Origin of the sequence: Acinetobacter sp. T_3_1 (assembly GCF_025377055.1) — a bacterium.
In the GTDB taxonomy this organism is placed as follows: Bacteria; Pseudomonadota; Gammaproteobacteria; order Pseudomonadales; family Moraxellaceae; genus Acinetobacter; species Acinetobacter kookii.
The window spans coordinates 58,066-77,947 of record NZ_JACHVD010000005.1; the positions used below are offsets into that span (position 1 = coordinate 58,066).

Here is a 19,882-nt window from a genome sequence, read left to right on the forward strand (position 1 = left end):
GCTATAGAAGAGGATAATCATGTCCCAAGGACAGCAGGAAAATGCTCATTGCCCCGAAAATCAAGAACATAACCATATTGGGGACAATGAAGACAAATATTCAAATATCGGAACTGCCATTTTACCGAAGCGGCTGTGTACGCTTGACAATAAAAAATTGATCAAACAACAATTAGAGCATCCTACAACCCGTATTCCGGAGCAGTTTCAACAATATTATCTGGACTATCAAAATAAGCACCAGCGCCAATTTTTGAAATGCGTCAATCTTATTGGTCAGCTGACGTTTTTAAGTTATTTCTTTGTCGACTGGGTTTTATTACCGGACATTGGCATGCTGTCCGGTATTGCACGGCTCAGTCTTGTCATTTTTGCCTTATTGGTCAACTGGCTGGCTTTCCGCTACTGCAAGAATATTAAAGTTCTGGACAGCCTGCTGCCGGCCTCTGTTGCAGCTGCAGCTGCAATCTGGCTTGAACTGCTGTATCTGTCGCATAGTCCCTTTGTGAGTACCTATCTCTACGCCAGCATCATTTTTATTTTATTGGGCAATTTATGCGTACAGGTGTCTTTTCGTAATTCCATTTTTAGTTCCCTGCTGATTAGCGCGGTAATTTTTAATGGCGTATTCAGGTTGGTCAGCGTCCAGGAACTAATTTTATTTTCACTCATTTACGCGCCGGTTTTATTGCTCAGCATGTATATCAGCTGGAATAACACCTTGAATTCGAAACGTAATTTTTTGCGGGTGTTACTCAACGACTGGAACTATTACACCTTAACTGAAATGGCGCATACAGATGAACTGACCCAGCTGTATAACCGCCGACAATTTTTGCAGCTGGCCGAACAGAACATACAGCAATGGCCCAAATATAATTTAACCTGTCTATTGATGTTTGATATCGATTTTTTTAAGAATATTAATGATACCTATGGCCATGATGTGGGGGATGAGGTGCTGCGGGTACTGGCTGATATTACCCGTCGGGAAATGCGTCATAGTGATGTACTGGCCCGTTTTGGCGGTGAAGAATTTATTGCTTTGCTGCCCGATACCACACTGGAAGATGCGATAAACATCGCCAACCGTTTATGCCGAAAAATTGAAAGCCATCAAATTTGTGTGAAAGATAAGTGCTTCTTTAATTTCAGTGTGTCGATTGGGGTATCCCAACTGCAGCCGAACCAAAGTGATTTAAACCTGCTGATTAAAAATGCCGATATTGCCCTCTATCAAGCCAAGAAAAATGGACGCAATCAGGTGGCGATTTATACCCATGAATAATTAAAACAAGTCATTAAAAGTTTTCTTCATCAAATTGATTTTTTAGATAGATAAATTACTTTTTATATTTATATAGAAAATACTATTTTAATAACTTTTAAAAATTACCGCTTATCAAAGTTCTGTAATTTTTTACACCCACTGATTGATTTAAAATATATATTGTATATAATTAGCTCAACAATATTGGTTTTACCCAATAAATTATTTAAAAATTAATAGCTTATAATTTAATTATAAGCTTTAGTTAAGACTTGACTGTGTAGGTTTAAGTCTTTTTTTGTCACCTTTAAAAAGGGTTATAAAGTGAAACTTCTTGCTCAACGCCGTAAAGAATTAGCAGCTCAATTAGCTCGTATGACTGAAGAAGAGTTATATATTCAAGTACGTGACCAAGCTGCTCACAAAGTCACTCAACGCTTAGCTGAAGGAAATGTTCGCTTACAAACCGGGCGTTTTTCTATCAATTCACGATTAAAACAAGCATCAGCATAAATATTTTACATTTCAAAAAAAGGCATCTAAGATGCCTTTTTTATTCAATTTTTTAAGGATGAATATGAATCAGATTGTGGATGTCACTCCAAACACTCTAACTTCGACACCATCAGTCATAACGTATTCACACTATGAAATAAAAAGCATGTTTGATGAACTTCATGCAGCATTCCAAAATGCTGAGACATGGGCAAAACGTGTCGAAAATATTATAGATGATGTGCCTATCGCTGCGATTAATCAAATGCGTTATGCAGGTTATCACATTAGTAAAGTACTGAGTAAATCTAATTTTTTTCCTATAGAAAGTCCTGATCAATCTTTAGTAAATATTGACGACCTACGCTCTGCATATAAACATTTATTGCGTGCCTATTTTGACTCTCTTGATCAACTTACACAACAGATATCAGCTCAGCTCTCAGCTTATGAAACAAAATTTCAAGATCTCAACATAGTCGTTACCGATCATTTCCCTGATTTTTTCAATTGGATAGACTCAGTACATGAAATTGGTCAATTTGATATTTCAACTGATACTGAATCAGTCAATCAATTTGCGATCAGCAAAAATGATAGAGAGACTCACTATAAGAAAATTGTTGAAAAAATTGACGAACTTGAGCTAATTCAAAAACAATTTCGAGCAATTGCTAATTGCTTAATTGTCCAGGCGAAAAAAATTAATAAAGAAGACTCTCAATGGAGTTTCTCAAAAGTAACAGTAATTATTGGAATATTAATTGCTATATCTGCTGCAGGCGGCACTTATTATTTTGGATATAAAAGCACTCAAACTACAATTACCTCTCCACAAGTAGAAACTCCTAAGCCACCAACACCACCCACAAAATAATATTTTTAGACAAAAAAGAGCGCCTAAGCGCTCTTTTTTATTTGAATAATTCCAGGTTCCCAAACTGCCGCGCGCACAGCGCTTGGCGTAAAACTGGCACGAAGCAGTGCTTCGTGAAAGCCCAGTTTTACTCCCATTCAATCGTCGCTGGTGGCTTAGATGACACGTCATAAACAACACGTGAAACATCTTTAATTTCGTTCATGATACGAGTCGAAATCTTATCAACCAATTCATATGGAAGATGCGCGAAACGTGCAGTCATAAAGTCCACGGTTTCAACGGCACGAAGTGCAATCACCCACGCATAACGACGGCCATCACCCACTACACCAACAGATTTAACCGGCTGGAATACCGCGAAGGCTTGTGCAGTTTTGTCATACCAACCGCTGGCACGAAGTTCTTGCATGAAGATGTCATCCGCCAGACGAAGAATGTCGGCATATTCTTTTTTCACTTCACCCAAAATACGCACGCCCAAACCTGGACCCGGGAACGGATGACGATAAAGCATCTCGTGTGGCAAACCTAAAGTAGTACCCAAACGGCGTACTTCATCTTTAAACAGGTCACGGATTGGCTCAACCAGTTCAAAGGCTAAATCATCTGGTAAACCGCCCACATTGTGGTGTGATTTAATTACGTGTGCCTTACCGTTTTTAGTTGCCGCAGATTCAATCACGTCCGGGTAAATTGTGCCTTGAGCCAAGAAGTTTACGCCATCAAGCTTACGCGCTTCCTCAGCAAATACTTCAATGAATTCACGACCAATGATTTTACGTTTTTTCTCAGGGTCCACTTCACCTGCAAGCGCAGACAAGAAACGGTTTTCAGCATCGGCACGAATCACGCGGATACCCATGTTTTTCGCAAACATGTCCATCACTTGCTCGCCTTCGTTCAAACGTAGCAAACCGTTGTCTACGAATACGCAAGTCAATTGATCGCCAATGGCTTTATGAAGAAGCGCAGCAACTACAGATGAATCTACGCCACCTGAAAGACCAAGCAATACTTTTTGGTCGCCAATCTGTTCACGTAACTGTTCAACACGCAGGTCGATGATGTTTTCAGAGTTCCAGAGATTACGGCAACCACAAATGCTGTGTACGAAGTTAGACAGCAATTCGGCACCTTTTGCAGTATGAGTCACTTCCGGATGGAACTGCACGCCATAAAAACGGCGTTTTTCATCGCTTACTGCTGCAAATGGACAACTTGGTGTACTTGCAGTCACCTGGAAACCTTCCGGAATCGCACTGACTTTGTCACCATGGCTCATCCAAACATTGAGTTTGTTTTCGCCATCGTCTAAATCACCCAAAAGCTGGTCACGAACCAAAACATCTACCGCAGCATAACCAAATTCATGTACGGTACCTGGCTCTACTTTACCGCCAAGCTGTTCTGACATGGTTTGCAAGCCGTAGCAAATACCCAATACAGGTACACCCAGGTTGAATACAACTTCAGGCGCGCGTGGACTACCTTCTTCATGAACACTTTCCGGACCACCCGACAAGATGATACCGTTTGGTTTAAATGCGCGAATGTCTTCTTCAGACATGTCATAGGCATACATTTCAGAATATACGCCAGCTTCACGTACACGACGTGCAATAAGCTGACTGTATTGAGAACCGAAATCCAGAATCAGGATGCGGTCTTCAGTGATTTGAGTATTGGTAGTCATGACAAACAACTATGCAAGGCAAACGAAATAAGCGCTGCATTCTATCATTTTTCGGCGCATTAAGCACACTATTCGCACAAGGCTTTCAATTCGTTGATTGCATTATATTTCTGGCACAACAAAGCACCCCTCCGGATGCCTTGTTTGTTTTACCATTTTTCTATTTTTGCGATTTGGATATCGCTCAATGTCGTCATGATAGATATCATCCCACTCCATCAGTCTGATCTTGCCTTATGTTCTCTAGGACTTTGGTTATTAAGTAAAATCTTGCAGCTTAGTTCTGGTTATACCAAAGCCATTGATCGTTCCGATTGGCCAGTTTTTCTATTTTAACGACATCGATGTTGGCAGATTGGCCACTCTGGGTATCCACTTCACCCATCACTTTCACCTGATCACCGGCTTTTAAACCCATCGGTTTCCAGAAATCATCATCTACATCAATGTCAATTGAACCGGAACCATCTTTGAGCTGAAAATGATCGCCCCGTATTCGTTTGACAATAACGCCGGATAAGGTCACTGCAGTTTCATCCGCCAGCTGTTTTGCTTCTGCAATCGTGACCGTATTTTGGGCAGCTTCATTCACAATCATCTGATCACTTTTACCCGCCCAGGAGGCTGTAGAAAACATAACACCAGAGATAAAAATGACCCATAACATTTGCTTCATGATTGACTCCACTTTGCTAGCTTCATCAAGCTTTATTGAAGCAAAATTCCGGCAATTTGTACGCAGCTTTTATGTAGTGTGCACAGCTTTTATGTAGTGTGCACAGCTTTTATGTAATTACAAAAATCTGTACAAGCAAGAATCAACCTTCAATTTTTCTCAATGCTGGCGATAGTCTCTCTAGCATGTCATCTCCACTGAATTTACCTGCACCGTGCAGCATCAGGAACAATAGTCCACCGGTCATGGCAATATTTTTCATCAGGTGAATGGCATCATCCGGAGTCCCGGTGCCATGGAAAATAAAGCCGCAAATAAAGGTAAAAATGGCTAAGCCCAAGGCAGCCAGACGGGCCTGAAAACCAAACAATAGGGCCAGACCACCGCCAGCAACGACCAGGATACTCAAAGGCAGCAGGCTGCTTGGGACACCTTTAGATTCCATATACCCGGCCGTTGCAGCATAAGCATTGATTTTCATCCAGCCAGACATCAGAAAAATATAGGCTATCAAAACACGTGCAACCAAAGCGATAAAGGCATCGGTTTGCAGGCCTTGCACCAGATTTTTTATAAAAGTATTCGGATTAAACATGAGGTCACCTTTTGATTTTTGTTTTAATGACCTCTACATCCTAAGCCTGTTTTTATCAGGGTCAATAAATAATTTGTAAGATAAATCGTTGCTCAAAAAAGGAAAGATGAAAATGCAATTAATTTTCTTTTTGGTACTGACTTTCATGCCCCAGACTGCTAGGATTTCAGCACATTTTTGCTATCTGTAGCGCCATGGAACTGCTTGATTTTATCTTACACGTTGATGCCCATCTGCTCGAATTTATCACCGATTACGGCGTGTGGATTTATGCCATTCTTTTCTTGATTATTTTTGTGGAAACCGGTCTGGTGGTGATGCCATTTCTGCCGGGTGACAGCCTGCTGTTTGCGGCAGGAGCCTTAGCGGCATCCACAGGCGCAATGAATCCTTATATTCTGGTCATCTTGCTGTTTATTGCCGCAGTATTGGGCGACACGCTGAATTATCATATTGGTAAATTTATTGGACCGCGTGTCTTTGAAATTGAATCCCGTTTCATTAATAAAAAGCATTTAATGTATACGCAAAAATTCTTTGAAAAACATGGTGGTAAAACCATTATTTTTGCCCGCTTTGTTCCTTTCGCCCGTACTTTTGCCCCGTTTGTCGCCGGTGCAGGTCACATGAATTATAAATATTTCCTGAGCTTTAATATCATTGGTGCCATTTGCTGGGTCGGTTCTTTTGTAATTTTGGGCTACTTATTTGGCAATATGCCGATTGTTAAAGACAATTTTACCCATCTGATTTTTGGCATCATTATTATTAGTGTCTTGCCGGGCATTATTGGTTTTATTCGCCAGAAACTTAAAAAGGCGCATTAAAAGAAGCGAATTACAACGGGCAACATACACATAATCAGTAACATGGCCGATCCTTTATATAAGAGATCGGCTTTTATTTGTCTGGACTGACCCGCCAGAATGGCCCGCCCAAAAAACATCCAGAACACCACTGTAGGTAACAGGACCAGACTGAACATTGCAAATACCAAAATAAAATTGGTGGGATTGCTCCAGGTTTCAAGCGGTAAAACACCGGCAGCAAATAATAAGGCTTTCGGGTTTTTGAAAGTAGAAAAGAACAGTTGGCGCGGCTGAATAGAACGATGATGTTGATTATGCTTTTCTAAATCTGACGCTTTCCACAAATGGAAGGCCAGCCATACCACATAAACAGCACTGCAAACATGCAGGATATGAATAAAGTTCGGCCACACCGGACTACATAAATGAATCAGTAATGCCCACAAATTAATGGCATAAAAATAGCCGAGCAATTTTGCCGGAATAAACAGACTGGTTCTGGCAATGCCTTGTTGATGCGCCGAGCTTGCAAGTAATGCATTGGTTGGACCCGGAATCATCAATACCGCAATCACCGCCAAGACAAAAAGCCAACTCTCGATCATACATACCCGACATTACCCTTAATTAGGGGCACACCTTATATGAAACAGATGAAAAGTGACAAGTATTTCTCGATAAAAAAACATCACCTGATGCGTTTAAAGATTCCATCGAAAAACAACAACCAATTGATATTAATAATATTTACATTGAAACATTTTGCTAATATTTTATCACCTCGCTGTCGGGCACAGCACCTCAACAGCGGGATAAATTGATGAATTATTGAACTTTATTGCGAACAATAATTGGGCAGTTTTTGAATTTTGCCGCCTGAACCACAGCTTCCTGTTCACCCAATAGACGTGCCAATTCAGTGTTTTTGGTATTGGAAGATTGTCCCATATTGACTGAAACACTCGGACCAATCCCCCAGCCGCCATGACTGCCCCAACCGCCGCCAACACCGACACCCACACCGACGCCAGTGCGTTTAGGTGCCTGCACACCATTATCGATATATTGCTGAATACGGTTATATTCACTTTGCAACTGCTGGCAATTCAGCGCTTGATACTGGGTCGGAGAAACATAACTCGGTTTCACCGTCGTTGCACAAGCACCCAATAAAACCGTACTTCCCACAAGGAAGCCTAGATAAATCGTTTTCATGAGAAATCTCAATACTTATATATGCTCAATTTCATTGAACAACGATTGATAGGCTTGCGTCAATTTATGATCCGTTGCCAAATGGATTAAAGGCTGATTTTTAAGATGCGATTCCTTCATTAAAATGGACGGCGGCAACATGCTGTCTAATACAGGCAAGCTTTCATCCTTCAGCTGTTGCACCACTTCACGCGGTAATTTGGCCTGTGCTTGGAACTGATTTACCACAATCCCTTCAATTTCCAGACGCTCATTATGGTCATCCTGAGTTTCAATGACATTTTCAATCAGGGTCTGCAAGGCACGTTTTGAAAATACGTCGCAATCAAAAGGAATCAGTACGCGACTGGCTGCAATCAGCGCCGACAAGGTAAAGAAGTTAAAAGCCGGCGGCGTATCGATATACACCCGGTCATATTGCCCTTGCAGTTGCTGTAAGGCATCCCGCAATTTATAAATCTTATGTTTCGACTCCAAGGCATGTGCCAGCGCACCCAAAGTCGGACTTGCAGGAATCACATCCAGATTTTTAAAAGGAGATTGATGCACATAGCGCTCCAGACCTTTATCCCGGTTCTTTAAAATCGAACCAATGGCATTGCCTAAAAGTCCTTTGCTTTGGGTGGTCCCCAGCACCTCTTCAAAATAGTTTTCAATATTGGGTTCCAGCGCCGGTTTATCCACGGTATAGGTCGCATCATCCCCCAATAGATATTGACTGGAATTGGCTTGTGGGTCGAGATCAATCAGCAAGGTTTTCAACCCCTGATGTGCGCTGATTGCAGCCAGATTGACGGCAATACTGGACTTGCCTACCCCACCTTTTTGATTAAAAACCACACGTATCAGCATTGGAAGCCCCTATCATTTATAGTTATCTATGAATTGCAGTTTAACTCACACGTCTTACATCTAAAATAATCATGTCTAACAATTAGCCAAAATTCGGCTTAATGATGACTAATCCCATAATGGCGATCAGTGCGACCACTGCAATCATTAAACCTGCGCGACGCTGCACCAGTAAAATACTGTCATCTTTTTTATAGGCTTTAATCAGGGAAGAAAATAACACCAAAAACAGGATGATCTTGGCATAAAACCAGGATTGTACTTCAAAATTCTTGATCACTACTGAAGTTAGCCCGGTCAAAACAATAACCGTCATGGCAAGATGTTGCCAAGCGACCAGGAATTTTCGTGCCACCGGATTGGGCTGATTGTCCTTGACTCCAACAAATAAAGTAAAAGCACGTGCAAGGATTGCCCCAATCAATAAGGTCACAGCAATCATATGCACAATTTTTACCGTCAGCTGCATATCCATTGTTTAATCTTCCTTATTATTCTGCTTTGGGCGCATGTGCACATTCAGGACTTGGCTTGTCTTGTCCTTGCCATTCTGATGGCAAAAAAGCATGAATCGCCAGGGCATGAATACGGCTTGGCGCAAGCAAGTCCCCTGCTGCTGCATAAATTTTTTGATGACGTTGCACTAAACGCAAGCCTTGGAAAATGTCACTGACCACAATCACTTTAAAATGCGATTCTTTACCCGGGAAATAGCCGCCATGACCGGAGGATTCGTTCACTACTTCTAAATGAACCGGTGATAACTCTTGCAGGCGTTGAATCAACTGTTGTTCTAAATTCATCAAGATGCTCCCAAATAGCTCAATCTCTGGCTTCAGTATAGCGTGTTCCGACTCAATCTTCGTGTCTGTCTACCCTATCATTCCTGCATTTCAAGATAAAAATTTCTTTTTAAATCTCAATTTTGTTTATAAAAGCAACAAATTTAAGCAGAATGGTTTTATTTTATGCAATCGACATAAGTTTTTTCACAAAGTTATTGACCCTATTTTTGCATAATGTATTATACACGGCATGCGGGAATAGCTCAGTTGGTAGAGCATAACCTTGCCAAGGTTGGGGTCGGGAGTTCGAGTCTCCTTTCCCGCTCAAAATTTTTTCATTTAGTTTTTTCACTTAAAAAACTTTATAGACTCCGCGGGAATAGCTCAGTTGGTAGAGCATAACCTTGCCAAGGTTGGGGTCGGGAGTTCGAGTCTCCTTTCCCGCTCAAAATTTTTTCATTTAGTTTTTTCACTTAAAAAACTTTATAGACTCCGCGGGAATAGCTCAGTTGGTAGAGCATAACCTTGCCAAGGTTGGGGTCGGGAGTTCGAGTCTCCTTTCCCGCTCAAAATTTTTTCATTTAGTTTTTTCACTTAAAAAACTTTATAGACTCCGCGGGAATAGCTCAGTTGGTAGAGCATAACCTTGCCAAGGTTGGGGTCGGGAGTTCGAGTCTCCTTTCCCGCTCCAGATTCTAAAAAGCCCTGATCGAAAGATTGGGGCTTTTTTTATGTTGATTTTATTATAGTTTTTAAAAATTCTTCTTCCTTTGTTATTCGATTCAATAAAAAATTCTATTAGATCTATATTCACATTTGATATCTACGCCTAATAATATAGGCATAGTTCCAATGGTCAGCGCTATCCATTAGATTATAAAAAGGCCATCAAAAGATTAATGCCAGTCAGTTAAGGAAATTTGGATTAAAAATAAATCTAAATTTCCGTATATTTGAATTTAAATTGATCTAAATTTATGTCTTATTGAGCATAATTTTAGTTTTTCAATTCTTAACTGACCGGCATTGTGGTAGGTATCGGGCTTTCATCATTCAATTTAGAAAGTGAGTAAATTGCGCAAGACATAGTGCAAGATCCCACCGGCCTTAAAGTATTCCACCTCATTCAAGGTATCAATACGACACAACACTTGAAAATGACTACACGTACCATCGCTATGTTGCACCTCTACATCCAGCATTTGATGCGGATGAATATCATCCGACAAGCCTGAAATTGATAGGGTTTCATGTCCGGTCAGGTTCAATATCTGCCGGTTCTGACTTTCCACAAACTGTAAAGGTAACACCCCCATGCCGACCAGATTGGAACGGTGAATCCGCTCAAAACTTTCAGCAATCACCGCTTTCACCCCCAACAGGTTGGTGCCCTTAGCCGCCCAGTCACGTGAAGAACCGGTACCATATTCTTTCCCGGCAATAATCACGAGTGGGGTTTGTTCTGCCTGATAGCGCATTGCCGCATCATAAATCGAGAGTTTTTCTGCACTTGGAATATGCAGGGTATTGCCACCCTCCTCGCCACCCAGCATTTCGTTTTTAATGCGGATATTGGCAAAGGTACCTCGCATCATCACTTCATGGTTACCACGACGGGATCCGTAAGAGTTAAAGTCTTTTACATCAACACCCTGTTGCTGCAAATATCGTCCGGCCGGACTATCTTGTTTGATATTGCCCGCCGGGGAAATATGGTCTGTCGTGACTGAGTCACCTAATACCGCCAAAATCCGTGCCTGGCTGATCTGCTGAATTGGTTGTAGCGGCTGATCAATTTCTGCAAAAAAGGGAGGATGCCGGATATAGGTGGATTGTTCATCCCAAGCATAGGTTTGACTTTGTGGAATCTGGATCGCTTTCCACTTGGCATCGCCTTCAAAAACTTCCGCATATTCTTTATGGAACATCTCGGTATTCACATTTTGCAGTGCGGCATCGATTTCCGTCTGTGTCGGCCAGATATCTTTTAAATAAACCGCCTGGCCATCAAAGCCCTCACCTATCGGTTCAGTCGTGAGATCAGTTCGAATATTCCCGACCAGACCATAGGCAACTACCAAGGGTGGCGAGGCGAGCCAGTTGGTTTTCACCAGAGGATGCACCCGTCCTTCAAAGTTACGGTTTCCGGAGAGCACTGAAGCTACATTCAAATCAAAACATTGCACAGCTTCTTCAATCACTTCAGGTAAAGGTCCCGAATTACCAATACAGGTGGTACAACCATAACCCACCAGGTTATAACCCAGCTGATTCAAATAAGGCGTCAACCCTGCTGCATGCAGATAATCGCTGACCACTTTGGAACCTGGAGCCAGTGAACTTTTCACCCAGGGTTTCCGCTGTAAACCTTTTTCGATTGCCTTTTTGGCCAATAGCCCTGCTGCCAACATGACACTGGGATTCGAGGTATTGGTACAGGAGGTAATCGCTGAAATCACTACATCACCATGCTGCAACGGATATTTTGTACCATCAATTACACAAAAAGCATTTTCATGGGGCAGGTTGGCCTGTTTCGCTTCAACAGCCGTACCTCCACCTCCTTCATTTTCCAGACGCTCTTTTTCTTCCTTGACCGGTTTTAAGGTCAGATCCATGAAGGCATGAAAGGTTTTTGGCACTTGCGACAAGAGCACACGATCCTGCGGGCGTTTCGGACCCGCCAGACTGGCTTCTACCGTCGACATATCTAAAGCCAGCGTGTCGGTGAAGACGGGCTCATCCCCCGGATTGCGCCATAATCCTTGCAACTTGCTATAGGCTTCTACCAAGGCAATTCTTTTCGGCTGACGTCCAGTTAAACGTAAATAGGAAAGCGTCACCTCATCAACCGGGAAAAAGCCACAGGTAGCGCCATATTCGGGTGCCATATTGGCAATCGTGGCACGATCCGCCAAGGGTAAATCGGCCAGGCCATCGCCATAAAATTCGACAAATTTTCCAACGACGCCTTTTTGGCGCAGCATCTGGGTAATGGTCAGTACCAGATCAGTTGCGGTAATCCCTTCTTTGAGTTTACCGATGAGCTTAAAGCCGATCACTTCCGGAATCAGCATGGAGATCGGTTGGCCCAGCATGGCCGCTTCCGCCTCGATACCGCCTACCCCCCAGCCTAACACGCCTAAGCCATTGATCATGGTGGTATGTGAGTCAGTACCAACTAATGTATCAGGAAAGGCAAAGCGCTGACCATCGACCTCATTACTCCAGACCACTTGTGCTAGATATTCCAGATTGACCTGATGGCAAATCCCGGTTCCTGGCGGCACCACGCGAAACTGATTGAGCGCAGCCTGCCCCCAACGTAGAAACTGGTAGCGCTCGCCATTGCGTTGCATCTCAATTGCGACATTCTGCTCAAAAGCTTGCGGGCTGGCAAAGTAATCGACCATAACCGAGTGATCGATGACTAAATCCACCGGTGACAGCGGATTAATTTTTTCCGGGTCACCACCGGCTTTGGCCACTGCGGCACGCATCGCGGCAAGATCAACCACTGCGGGAACACCGGTAAAATCCTGCATCAGCACCCGTGCCGGACGATACTGGATTTCCTGTTCTGAGGTTCGGTTGTTTAGCCACCCTGCCAATGCATGAATATGCTCGGTTTTCACCGTGAGCTGATCTTCAAAACGTAGTAAATTTTCTAGCAAGACTTTTAAAGATTTTGGTAGTCGGGACAGGTCACCTAACTGCACTTGCAATTTGGACAGGTTGAAAATCTGATAGTGTTCTGAACCGACGGTTAATGTTTCTAAAGTATTAAAACTATTGATATTACTATACTTAGCCATCTAGTTTCCCTCCGGCTTGATATGCTATTTTTATGATCACAGTCAACCATTCCTTTACTTACTGTATGCTAACTGCACGGCGGGTTTGTTATTATTTATTATCAGATTGCGCTAGGCAGTTAAATGCAGGGCTGCCAGGAAATTTTGCCAGAGAGTTGCCGACAGTTCAGATCTGGCTGCCAATTCCGTAAGGAGATTAAGCTAAATTGAACCGCGTATTTTAACTGTATTTTCAGAGTGATTTCAGATCACTACGTAGCTAGGGCTTTTACAGATCGAAATGATAAAGTCATAAATTGCTTTTCAAAAAAAAAGAAACTAATATGTTTCTTAAAGGACCTAAAAGCAATAAATGTATCTACAATGAATAAGTCTTTACTTCAGCAAATCAAAAAAAGACGAACCCAATTGGGCTTAAAGCAAGTTGATATGCAATCCCGTACAGGCATTTCAAGACAGCAGTACCAAAAACTGGAAAGTCAGGGCAACCCTCGATTAGAGACCTTAGAAATTATAGCGGCAGGATTAAATGCTCAACTGATGCTCATCCCTGATGATAAGGTTCATTTGATCAGACAATTATTGAATGATGAAATTAAAGTCACTATTGAAGATCAGGATGACTTAATGACTAACCCATGGAAGGGTCTTCTCGGAGGAGAGGAACCATGAATACTGTTGCCGTCCTGAAATTAACATTACATCACGGTATCGTTGGATACTTGGCAGGATTTCAGAGCGGAAAAAATATTCTGGTTTTTACAGATTCTTTCCGCTTTGATCAGCAACGTCCGACCTTGAGCCTGCTGACTTCCCCCTTGTATCCTCAAGCGGATAAAATTTTAGAAAAGACCTATGTTACACATCAGCGCTTACACCCCTTGCTATCAAACTTGCTACCAGAAGGTGCATTACGCGAACTCATTGCACAAAGCCTCAAAGTACATATAGATAATGAATTTCAGTTATTGGCAGCTTTAGGTCATGATTTACCTGGAGCACTCATTGCGACTCCATTAGATCCAGAAGAAATTCCAGATGAAATAAAATTTAAACTGCAGATCTCGAATCCAGATCAGATATTAAAACAAGAGATTCGGACAAATAATAAGTTTTCCTTGGCTGGCGTCCAAATGAAGTTTTCCATGAAAGCCAAAGATGGGCGTTTTACATTAGCACAGGCAACGGAATCCAGCCTACTCGGTGATTGGATTGTCAAAACTCCTTCTACCAGACATGCTTTTGTTCCGCTGAATGAATACTCTATGATGATCCTTGCCAAAATGGTCGGAATAGATATCCCAGAGATTCGTTTGGTAGATATGGCACTCTTACAAGACCTTCCACCATTAAATCTACCCCAAGAGCAATATGCTTTTGCAATTAAGAGATTCGATAGGCAGAGTACTGCTAATACTACAGAGCTTATTCATATTGAAGATTTTGCTCAGATCTTTGGTTCATATCCACAGCAGAAATACAGCACCACAAATTATGAGCAGATAGGAAAGATCATTTATCAATTTTCAGATAACAAAATTCTTGATATTCAGCAATTTGCCAGCCGTTTACTTGTCAACATTTTGCTCGCCAATGGAGCTGCACACTTAAAAAACTGGAGTATGATTTATCAGAACAAAAGATCACCAAGATTATCTCCCGCATACGATATATTGATGACTAGTGTATATATTGAAAATGAGCGTCATTTCGCATTGAATCTTGCCAAAAATAAAGATTGGTATTTAGCTGAGATGAAACACTTTGAACAATGGGCTGAAAAAATCGGTGTTCCATGGCGTGTTATTGAAAAACAACTTCACGCGATCATGGACAAAGCACGGTCAGTATGGCCAGTGCTATTACTAGACTTACCTATGATTTCTGTTCATAAAGAAAAATTAAGAGAACATTGGAAAAAATTGCATCCAGACTTTCAGATACTTACAGATGATTAGAGGAAACCTGTAACCAAGCTAAAATTTCTCAAACAAGTTCATCACGTCATTTTCCGTCAGTTTCGCTTCGCCCTCATGATCTGTGCTTAGAATAGACTGTGCCAGTTCTGCTTTATTTTGCTGTAAGGCAAGAATTTTTTCTTCTATGCTTTTATTAGTAATCAGCTTATACACAAATACCGGCTTGTCCTGTCCAATCCGCCATGCACGATCTGAAGCTTGATCTTCAGCAGCAGGGTTCCACCATGGATCATAGTGAATGACCGTATCTGCGGCAGTTAGATTCAGACCGACCCCTCCTGCTTTCAGACTGATTAAAAATACCGGCACTTGTCCAGACTGAAACGCTGTAATGACTTCATCTCGCTTTTTGGTCTTTCCAGTCAGCTTCACATAGCCAATTTCTGCGTGATGGAGCTGTTGTTCAATCAGTTCCAACATTGAGGTAAACTGAGAGAAGATAAGAATTTTTCGCCCCTCTTCCACCATTGGAACAACCATATCCATCAACTGTTCAAGTTTGGCAGAGTTTGCCTGCCCAATTTTCACTGAATCCAGCTTTAGTAAGCTAGGATGGCAGCACACCTGACGTAGCTTCAGTAAGGCATCTAAAATTTGAATTTGACTACGTTTAAAGCCTTTTTCTGCCACAATTTTCTGAATGCTTGCCTGCATCGTGGCACGAACAGCCTCATATAACTTGGATTGCTGGTCATTCATATCAATATTGACTTCAATCGTGGTTTTTTCTGGCAACTCTTTGGCTACGTCAGTTTTCAAGCGACGTAAAATGAAGGGCTTAATCCGGTTGACCAACTTTTGTCTTAACTGCTCATCACCGCGCTTTTCAATCGGATGACGGTACTTTTTATTAAAAATTTCTTGTGAATATAAAAATCCTGGCATCAGGAAATAAAATAGTGCCCACAGCTCACCCAAATGATTTTCCATAGGTGTACCGGTTAGACATAGACGATGTCGCGCTGTTAATTGCCGTACTACCTGTGCAGCTTTGGCGCGCGGATTTTTGATATTCTGCGCTTCATCTAAAATGAGTTGATGATATTCATATTGCTTTAATTGTTCTTCATCTCTCGCTAGAAGCGGATAAGTGGTTAACACAATATCATAGTGCGGAATCTGCTCAAAATACTGATGGCGGTCGGGGCCCTGTAGCAGCAATACCTTGAGCTCAGGGGTAAATTTCTCCGCTTCCTTGAACCAGTTATGCATCAGCGATGTGGGTGCAACAATTAAGGCGGGTCTGTCCTGCAAATGACCAGCCTGCTTTTCCATGAGTAAATGGGCTAAAGTTTGTGCTGTTTTCCCCAAGCCCATATCATCTGCCAGAATCCCGCCATGCTGGGTTTCTCTTAAAAACTGTAACCAGCCTAAGCCCTGCTGCTGGTATGGACGCAACTCCCCCTGAAAACCTTGTGGTGTCGGCAGTTGTTGCTGGTAGCCTTGTTTGAATTTCTGTACAAATTGCTGCAGGCGATCACTGACCTGCCATGTCATCCCAAGATTATGCTGCAATTCTAATAATTGACTCGCATCATAGCGATCAATACTGCGCTCTTCTTGCTGTAAAATGCTCTGCAGATGCAACAATACCGGCTTAATGTCCTTTGCGGATAAAGCCAAATCGGGTTGATCCGCTGCAGTTTTCAGGGTGAAAATTTGACTATCATTCAGATGACTAAAAATCCGTGGATCAAGTAAATCAGGCTGTTCTTTCACCAAAGCCACAAGTGCATCGAGTAAATCATAGCTATTGCCTGCACTGTCCTGAACGGTCGCCCCGATATTGAACCAGTCTTGTTGGCTTTCAGATTCAGTGATAGAAATATTTAAATTTTCAACATATTGCAGCTTAAATGGGCTGTGTTCCAGATGCTCTATCTGCCATCCCATCAATTCAATTTGATTGATGGGCATCAGCTGTTTGATCCAGTCTCCATAGAAAGCAAAAACCATAGAATCAAGACGTTGTTTATCCAGTTTTAATTGCTGGTAATAACTACTAATATCTTTCACCCACTTCAGTGATTCGACCAATAGCTGTAAACGCTGGATTGACTGTTGTTCCTGAACTAAGTCCCGAAGCTGTCGCACCATTTTGCCATGCTGCTCACCAATAAAACTGTCGCCTGATGTACCTGCTTTTATTCTTCCGCCTGCATAGGAGAATTCAATTTCAGCACAAACAGACTCTTCCCATTTCCAATCAAATTTATCTAAAACACCGAAGCGTAAAATTGGCTGGGGACTACCCTCAAGGACATCAATATGCTGAATAGACTCGGGCTGAGGCAGATTTTTCACGTCTGAATATTGATGAGTCAGTTTCTCAAACTCTGGCAAGAGCATAGATGGAAGATCAGGCATCTGTAAAAAATGGTACAGAAGATTTGCCGTATATTCACCATATAACTGGCCCACCGTGTTCTGTTGAATATCCACATAACATGGTGGATGGCTCGCGAGAATCTGAATATGAGGATTTGATTTTAAATCGAGTCGAATATCACCATTGACCAATTCAATGTTTAAATGCTCTGTCTGTTTGTTTACACCTTGTTGCCAGATCAGTTCGATGTGATAGCCTTGTTCTGACCATTGAAGTGCAGTATGGCTCTTTTTTTGCCAGTATACATCGCCACTTTGAATAAAAGATTTGAAATGCTCCAATAAAATTCCGGAGATATCAAGATTGCTTTGATAAAAGCGTTCGTCGCTGTTTATTTTGGCGTAATAATAAATCTGGTTAAATAATTGTCGTTTTTGTTCAGGTAAGGTCAGATGCTTTCTGGTGATATTTTCATATTGGGTATAATAACTTTCCCCCGCAATTGAGCCGTTTTTATTGCGTCTGGCCTTCTGAACATCAACTGTCAATTTCTTTAAGCTGACCGACTGATCTAGCAGGTAAATTAAATAATTGTTTGTTTTGACAGATTGCTCTGGTTCAGTCTGTTGTAAATACCGTTTAAAATCATTCAACCAGCGCTGTGCCTGATCATCCCCACGTTGGCGCTTTGCGATTCCCTGCGGGGATTGAGAGTCAGCATAACGCTGCTGAAATTCCTGGCGATATTCCTGAAAGAATAACCGCGCTAAAGCAGCAGCATGTTTACAGTTATATCCAACCGGACAAGTGCAGTCGTCATCGATTAAACGGTCTTTTTGGGGATTATAGGTAATTGCAGTATCGTAATAATCTGTCCCTTCAATTTGGGCATACATCGTAACCCCATCTTTTTCCTCAAAGAACTCAATCGTTTCCCTATCAATGTGTTTAGCATAGCTCAGACTGCGCTGAAGAGTTGCAGTACTAAACCGAGATAGAAAATTGATCAATGAGGACATAATTACCAGAAACCAAAAATGTTTATACCTTTGTACACGACAAAAAAAGATAACTCATTGAAATAATGGCATAATACTTGTTTTCTGACGACGAATATGATGACACATTTCAATGAGTTACATCTCATCTTAAACAAATATCTAAAGTGGAACAAGTCACATGCAAAATGTTTTACACTGATTATGCTTGCATTAATTGTAAAACAGACATGTAATCTTTCTTCTGCATCTAAAGCCTTACCCATCAAGTGCTTACCACAATCATTTTATCGACGTATACAACGCTTCTTTGCAGATCAGTATTTCGATTATCGTCAAATTTCTCAGTTAATTTTCAATATATTTTCATTCGATAAAGTCCAATTAACTTTGGATAGAACTAATTGGAAATGGGGAAAACGAGATATTAATATCTTGATGTTAGCCATCGTCTATCGTGGAATAGCGATACCTATTGTTTGGACATTGCTCAATAAACGTGGAAATTCAGATACAAAAGAGCGTATTGCTTTGATTCAACGCTTTATCTCCATTTTTGGTAAAGATCGTATTGTGAATGTGTTTGCAGACAGAGAATTTATCGGTGAGAAATGGTTTACATGGTTAATTGAAAATGACATTAACTTCTGTATACGTGTTAAAAAAACTTTATTGTGACCAATCACTTAGCCAAGAATCATAAAATTAGTGATTTATTTCGTCATCTTCAAGTTGGTCAAACTGAATGTCGTAAACGACGTATTTGGGTTGGTCGAGTGAAACTGTATATTAGTGCGCTACGATTAGAAGATGGAGAACTTTTACTTGTTGTTTCTCCTATGTTTAATGCTTCTGCTATTCGTGATTATGCATTACGCTGGGAAATCGAAACGTTATTTAGTTGTCTCAAAGGACGTGGATTCAATCTTGAAAATACTCGTTTAACAGACCCACCCTAGACGAGTCAAGAAATTGATAGCAGTGCTAGCTATCGGTTTCTGTTGGTGCTATTTAACAGGTGAATGGCAACATGATCGGAAAAAAGCGATAAAAATAAAGAAGCATGGACGACTTTCAGTAAGTTTATTTCGCTACGGTTTGGACTATGTTCAAATGGCTATTCTACGTTTGATTGGTTTTGGAAAAAAGAAAAATTTAAGAAAGTGCTAGCAATTTTAAGAAAGAAAAAGCCTGATAGGACAAGGATCCTATGAAATTTGTCTTGTACAGAGAAAACACTCTTAGATTAAGCATATGAATGTTGGTTATTATTGTTGATTATCACAATAAATTAGTGACCAAAAATCAAANGTGTACAGAGATAATTTTTATGAAATCTAAAATCATGAGAAAAAGATAGAAAAGCACTTAGTCAGTTTCGGAGTATTATTTAAAACGTGGAGATGTTTTTCCTATGTTGATTAGTCAATTTATTTACGAATGAGATATAAAGTTTTATCTAATTTTTCTTTTTATCCAATTTAAAATTAG

Annotated in this window: 16 protein-coding genes, 4 tRNA genes and 1 pseudogene; 11 read left to right on the forward strand and 10 right to left on the reverse strand. The window is 41.3% G+C overall.

What is annotated here, in order from left to right; all coding sequences use genetic code 11:
- Positions 1-19: 19 nt before the first annotated feature.
- The 3 genes from H4I94_RS07580 to H4I94_RS07590 all read left to right on the forward strand — a co-directional run bounded on the left by H4I94_RS07580 (position 20) and on the right by H4I94_RS07590 (position 2,642).
- On the forward strand, positions 20-1,288 hold the full coding sequence (locus H4I94_RS07580) for a GGDEF domain-containing protein (RefSeq protein WP_261182643.1): 1,269 nt from the start codon (positions 20-22) through the stop codon (positions 1,286-1,288).
- A 306-nt stretch (positions 1,289-1,594) separates the two neighbouring features.
- Entirely contained in the window at positions 1,595-1,783 is a 189-nt protein-coding gene (locus H4I94_RS07585) for a hypothetical protein (protein ID WP_261182644.1), read from the forward strand.
- A gap of 64 nt (positions 1,784-1,847) precedes the next feature.
- The gene (locus H4I94_RS07590; protein ID WP_261182645.1) at positions 1,848-2,642 is read left to right on the forward strand and encodes a hypothetical protein; all 795 of its coding nucleotides are present in this window, start codon (positions 1,848-1,850) and stop codon (positions 2,640-2,642) included.
- 127 nt (positions 2,643-2,769) lie between these two features.
- Here the strand turns inward: H4I94_RS07590 and guaA are convergent, their stop codons facing one another.
- The 3 genes from guaA to H4I94_RS07605 all read right to left on the reverse strand — a co-directional run bounded on the left by guaA (position 2,770) and on the right by H4I94_RS07605 (position 5,609).
- Positions 2,770-4,338: a glutamine-hydrolyzing GMP synthase gene (gene guaA, locus H4I94_RS07595; RefSeq protein ID WP_261182646.1), complete on the reverse strand. Its 1,569-nt coding sequence runs from the start codon at positions 4,336-4,338 to the stop codon at positions 2,770-2,772.
- Between the two features lie 277 nt (positions 4,339-4,615).
- Positions 4,616-5,014: a NirD/YgiW/YdeI family stress tolerance protein gene (locus H4I94_RS07600; RefSeq protein ID WP_261182647.1), complete on the reverse strand. Its 399-nt coding sequence runs from the start codon at positions 5,012-5,014 to the stop codon at positions 4,616-4,618.
- Between the two features lie 142 nt (positions 5,015-5,156).
- On the reverse strand, positions 5,157-5,609 hold the full coding sequence (locus H4I94_RS07605) for a DoxX family protein (protein WP_261182648.1): 453 nt from the start codon (positions 5,607-5,609) through the stop codon (positions 5,157-5,159).
- 194 nt (positions 5,610-5,803) lie between these two features.
- Between H4I94_RS07605 and H4I94_RS07610 the strand changes: the two genes are divergently transcribed.
- Positions 5,804-6,436 (forward strand): DedA family protein, encoded by a 633-nt coding sequence (locus H4I94_RS07610; protein ID WP_092820052.1) that lies wholly within the window; start codon positions 5,804-5,806, stop codon positions 6,434-6,436.
- On the opposite strand, the gene H4I94_RS07615 is transcribed toward H4I94_RS07610, so the two are convergent.
- From H4I94_RS07615 to H4I94_RS07635, 5 genes are all read right to left on the reverse strand, one after another.
- The gene (locus H4I94_RS07615) at positions 6,433-7,023 is read right to left on the reverse strand and encodes a LysE family translocator (RefSeq protein ID WP_261182649.1); all 591 of its coding nucleotides are present in this window, start codon (positions 7,021-7,023) and stop codon (positions 6,433-6,435) included. The genes H4I94_RS07610 and H4I94_RS07615 overlap by 4 nt on opposite strands.
- A 220-nt stretch (positions 7,024-7,243) precedes the next feature.
- Positions 7,244-7,633, reverse strand: a complete 390-nt coding sequence (locus H4I94_RS07620; RefSeq protein WP_261182650.1) for a hypothetical protein — start codon at positions 7,631-7,633, stop codon at positions 7,244-7,246.
- A gap of 15 nt (positions 7,634-7,648) precedes the next feature.
- The gene (locus H4I94_RS07625; protein WP_261182651.1) at positions 7,649-8,485 is read right to left on the reverse strand and encodes a ParA family protein; all 837 of its coding nucleotides are present in this window, start codon (positions 8,483-8,485) and stop codon (positions 7,649-7,651) included.
- A gap of 82 nt (positions 8,486-8,567) precedes the next feature.
- A complete protein-coding gene (locus H4I94_RS07630; RefSeq protein ID WP_261182652.1) occupies positions 8,568-8,960 on the reverse strand; it encodes a SirB2 family protein in 393 nt (130 codons plus the stop codon).
- A 16-nt stretch (positions 8,961-8,976) separates the two neighbouring features.
- On the reverse strand, positions 8,977-9,288 hold the full coding sequence (locus tag H4I94_RS07635) for a BolA family protein (RefSeq protein ID WP_261182653.1): 312 nt from the start codon (positions 9,286-9,288) through the stop codon (positions 8,977-8,979).
- A 234-nt stretch (positions 9,289-9,522) separates the two neighbouring features.
- On the opposite strand from H4I94_RS07635, the gene H4I94_RS07640 reads away from it, so the two are divergent.
- The 4 genes from H4I94_RS07640 (at position 9,523) to H4I94_RS07655 (ending at position 9,961) form a co-directional block, all read left to right on the forward strand.
- Positions 9,523-9,595, forward strand: a tRNA-Gly gene (locus H4I94_RS07640).
- 48 nt (positions 9,596-9,643) lie between these two features.
- A tRNA-Gly gene (locus H4I94_RS07645) sits at positions 9,644-9,716 on the forward strand.
- A 48-nt stretch (positions 9,717-9,764) separates the two neighbouring features.
- A tRNA-Gly gene (locus H4I94_RS07650) sits at positions 9,765-9,837 on the forward strand.
- A gap of 48 nt (positions 9,838-9,885) precedes the next feature.
- A tRNA-Gly gene (locus H4I94_RS07655) sits at positions 9,886-9,961 on the forward strand.
- Positions 9,962-10,328: 367 nt separating this feature from the next.
- On the opposite strand, the gene acnA is transcribed toward H4I94_RS07655, so the two are convergent.
- Complete coding sequence (acnA, locus tag H4I94_RS07660) at positions 10,329-13,085, reverse strand: aconitate hydratase AcnA (protein WP_261182654.1); 2,757 nt, start codon at positions 13,083-13,085, stop codon at positions 10,329-10,331.
- 363 nt (positions 13,086-13,448) lie between these two features.
- On the opposite strand from acnA, the gene H4I94_RS07665 reads away from it, so the two are divergent.
- Both H4I94_RS07665 and H4I94_RS07670 read left to right on the forward strand, forming a co-directional pair.
- Positions 13,449-13,757: a helix-turn-helix transcriptional regulator gene (locus H4I94_RS07665; RefSeq protein ID WP_004282130.1), complete on the forward strand. Its 309-nt coding sequence runs from the start codon at positions 13,449-13,451 to the stop codon at positions 13,755-13,757.
- A complete protein-coding gene (locus H4I94_RS07670; RefSeq protein ID WP_261182656.1) occupies positions 13,754-15,043 on the forward strand; it encodes a type II toxin-antitoxin system HipA family toxin in 1,290 nt (429 codons plus the stop codon). Before H4I94_RS07665 ends, H4I94_RS07670 begins: the two co-directional genes overlap by 4 nt.
- A gap of 18 nt (positions 15,044-15,061) precedes the next feature.
- Here the strand turns inward: H4I94_RS07670 and H4I94_RS07675 are convergent, their stop codons facing one another.
- Positions 15,062-18,412: a DEAD/DEAH box helicase gene (locus H4I94_RS07675; RefSeq protein WP_261182657.1), complete on the reverse strand. Its 3,351-nt coding sequence runs from the start codon at positions 18,410-18,412 to the stop codon at positions 15,062-15,064.
- 99 nt (positions 18,413-18,511) lie between these two features.
- On the opposite strand from H4I94_RS07675, the pseudogene H4I94_RS07680 reads away from it, so the two are divergent.
- Positions 18,512-19,605: pseudogene (locus H4I94_RS07680) on the forward strand (IS4-like element ISAba33 family transposase).
- Positions 19,606-19,882 lie beyond the last annotated feature (277 nt).

Coding starts and splice junctions, on each gene's coding strand:
- H4I94_RS07580 (WP_261182643.1), top strand. CDS start 20: ATGTCCCAAGGACAGCAGGAAAATGCTCATTGCCCCGAAAATCAAGAA.
- H4I94_RS07590 (WP_261182645.1), top strand. CDS start 1,848: ATGAATCAGATTGTGGATGTCACTCCAAACACTCTAACTTCGACACCA.
- guaA (WP_261182646.1), bottom strand. CDS start 4,338: ATGACTACCAATACTCAAATCACTGAAGACCGCATCCTGATTCTGGAT.
- H4I94_RS07600 (WP_261182647.1), bottom strand. CDS start 5,014: ATGAAGCAAATGTTATGGGTCATTTTTATCTCTGGTGTTATGTTTTCT.
- H4I94_RS07605 (WP_261182648.1), bottom strand. CDS start 5,609: ATGTTTAATCCGAATACTTTTATAAAAAATCTGGTGCAAGGCCTGCAA.
- H4I94_RS07610 (WP_092820052.1), top strand. CDS start 5,804: ATGGAACTGCTTGATTTTATCTTACACGTTGATGCCCATCTGCTCGAA.
- H4I94_RS07615 (WP_261182649.1), bottom strand. CDS start 7,023: ATGATCGAGAGTTGGCTTTTTGTCTTGGCGGTGATTGCGGTATTGATG.
- H4I94_RS07620 (WP_261182650.1), bottom strand. CDS start 7,633: ATGAAAACGATTTATCTAGGCTTCCTTGTGGGAAGTACGGTTTTATTG.
- H4I94_RS07625 (WP_261182651.1), bottom strand. CDS start 8,485: ATGCTGATACGTGTGGTTTTTAATCAAAAAGGTGGGGTAGGCAAGTCC.
- H4I94_RS07630 (WP_261182652.1), bottom strand. CDS start 8,960: ATGGATATGCAGCTGACGGTAAAAATTGTGCATATGATTGCTGTGACC.
- H4I94_RS07635 (WP_261182653.1), bottom strand. CDS start 9,288: ATGAATTTAGAACAACAGTTGATTCAACGCCTGCAAGAGTTATCACCG.
- acnA (WP_261182654.1), bottom strand. CDS start 13,085: ATGGCTAAGTATAGTAATATCAATAGTTTTAATACTTTAGAAACATTA.
- H4I94_RS07665 (WP_004282130.1), top strand. CDS start 13,449: ATGAATAAGTCTTTACTTCAGCAAATCAAAAAAAGACGAACCCAATTG.
- H4I94_RS07670 (WP_261182656.1), top strand. CDS start 13,754: ATGAATACTGTTGCCGTCCTGAAATTAACATTACATCACGGTATCGTT.
- H4I94_RS07675 (WP_261182657.1), bottom strand. CDS start 18,412: ATGTCCTCATTGATCAATTTTCTATCTCGGTTTAGTACTGCAACTCTT.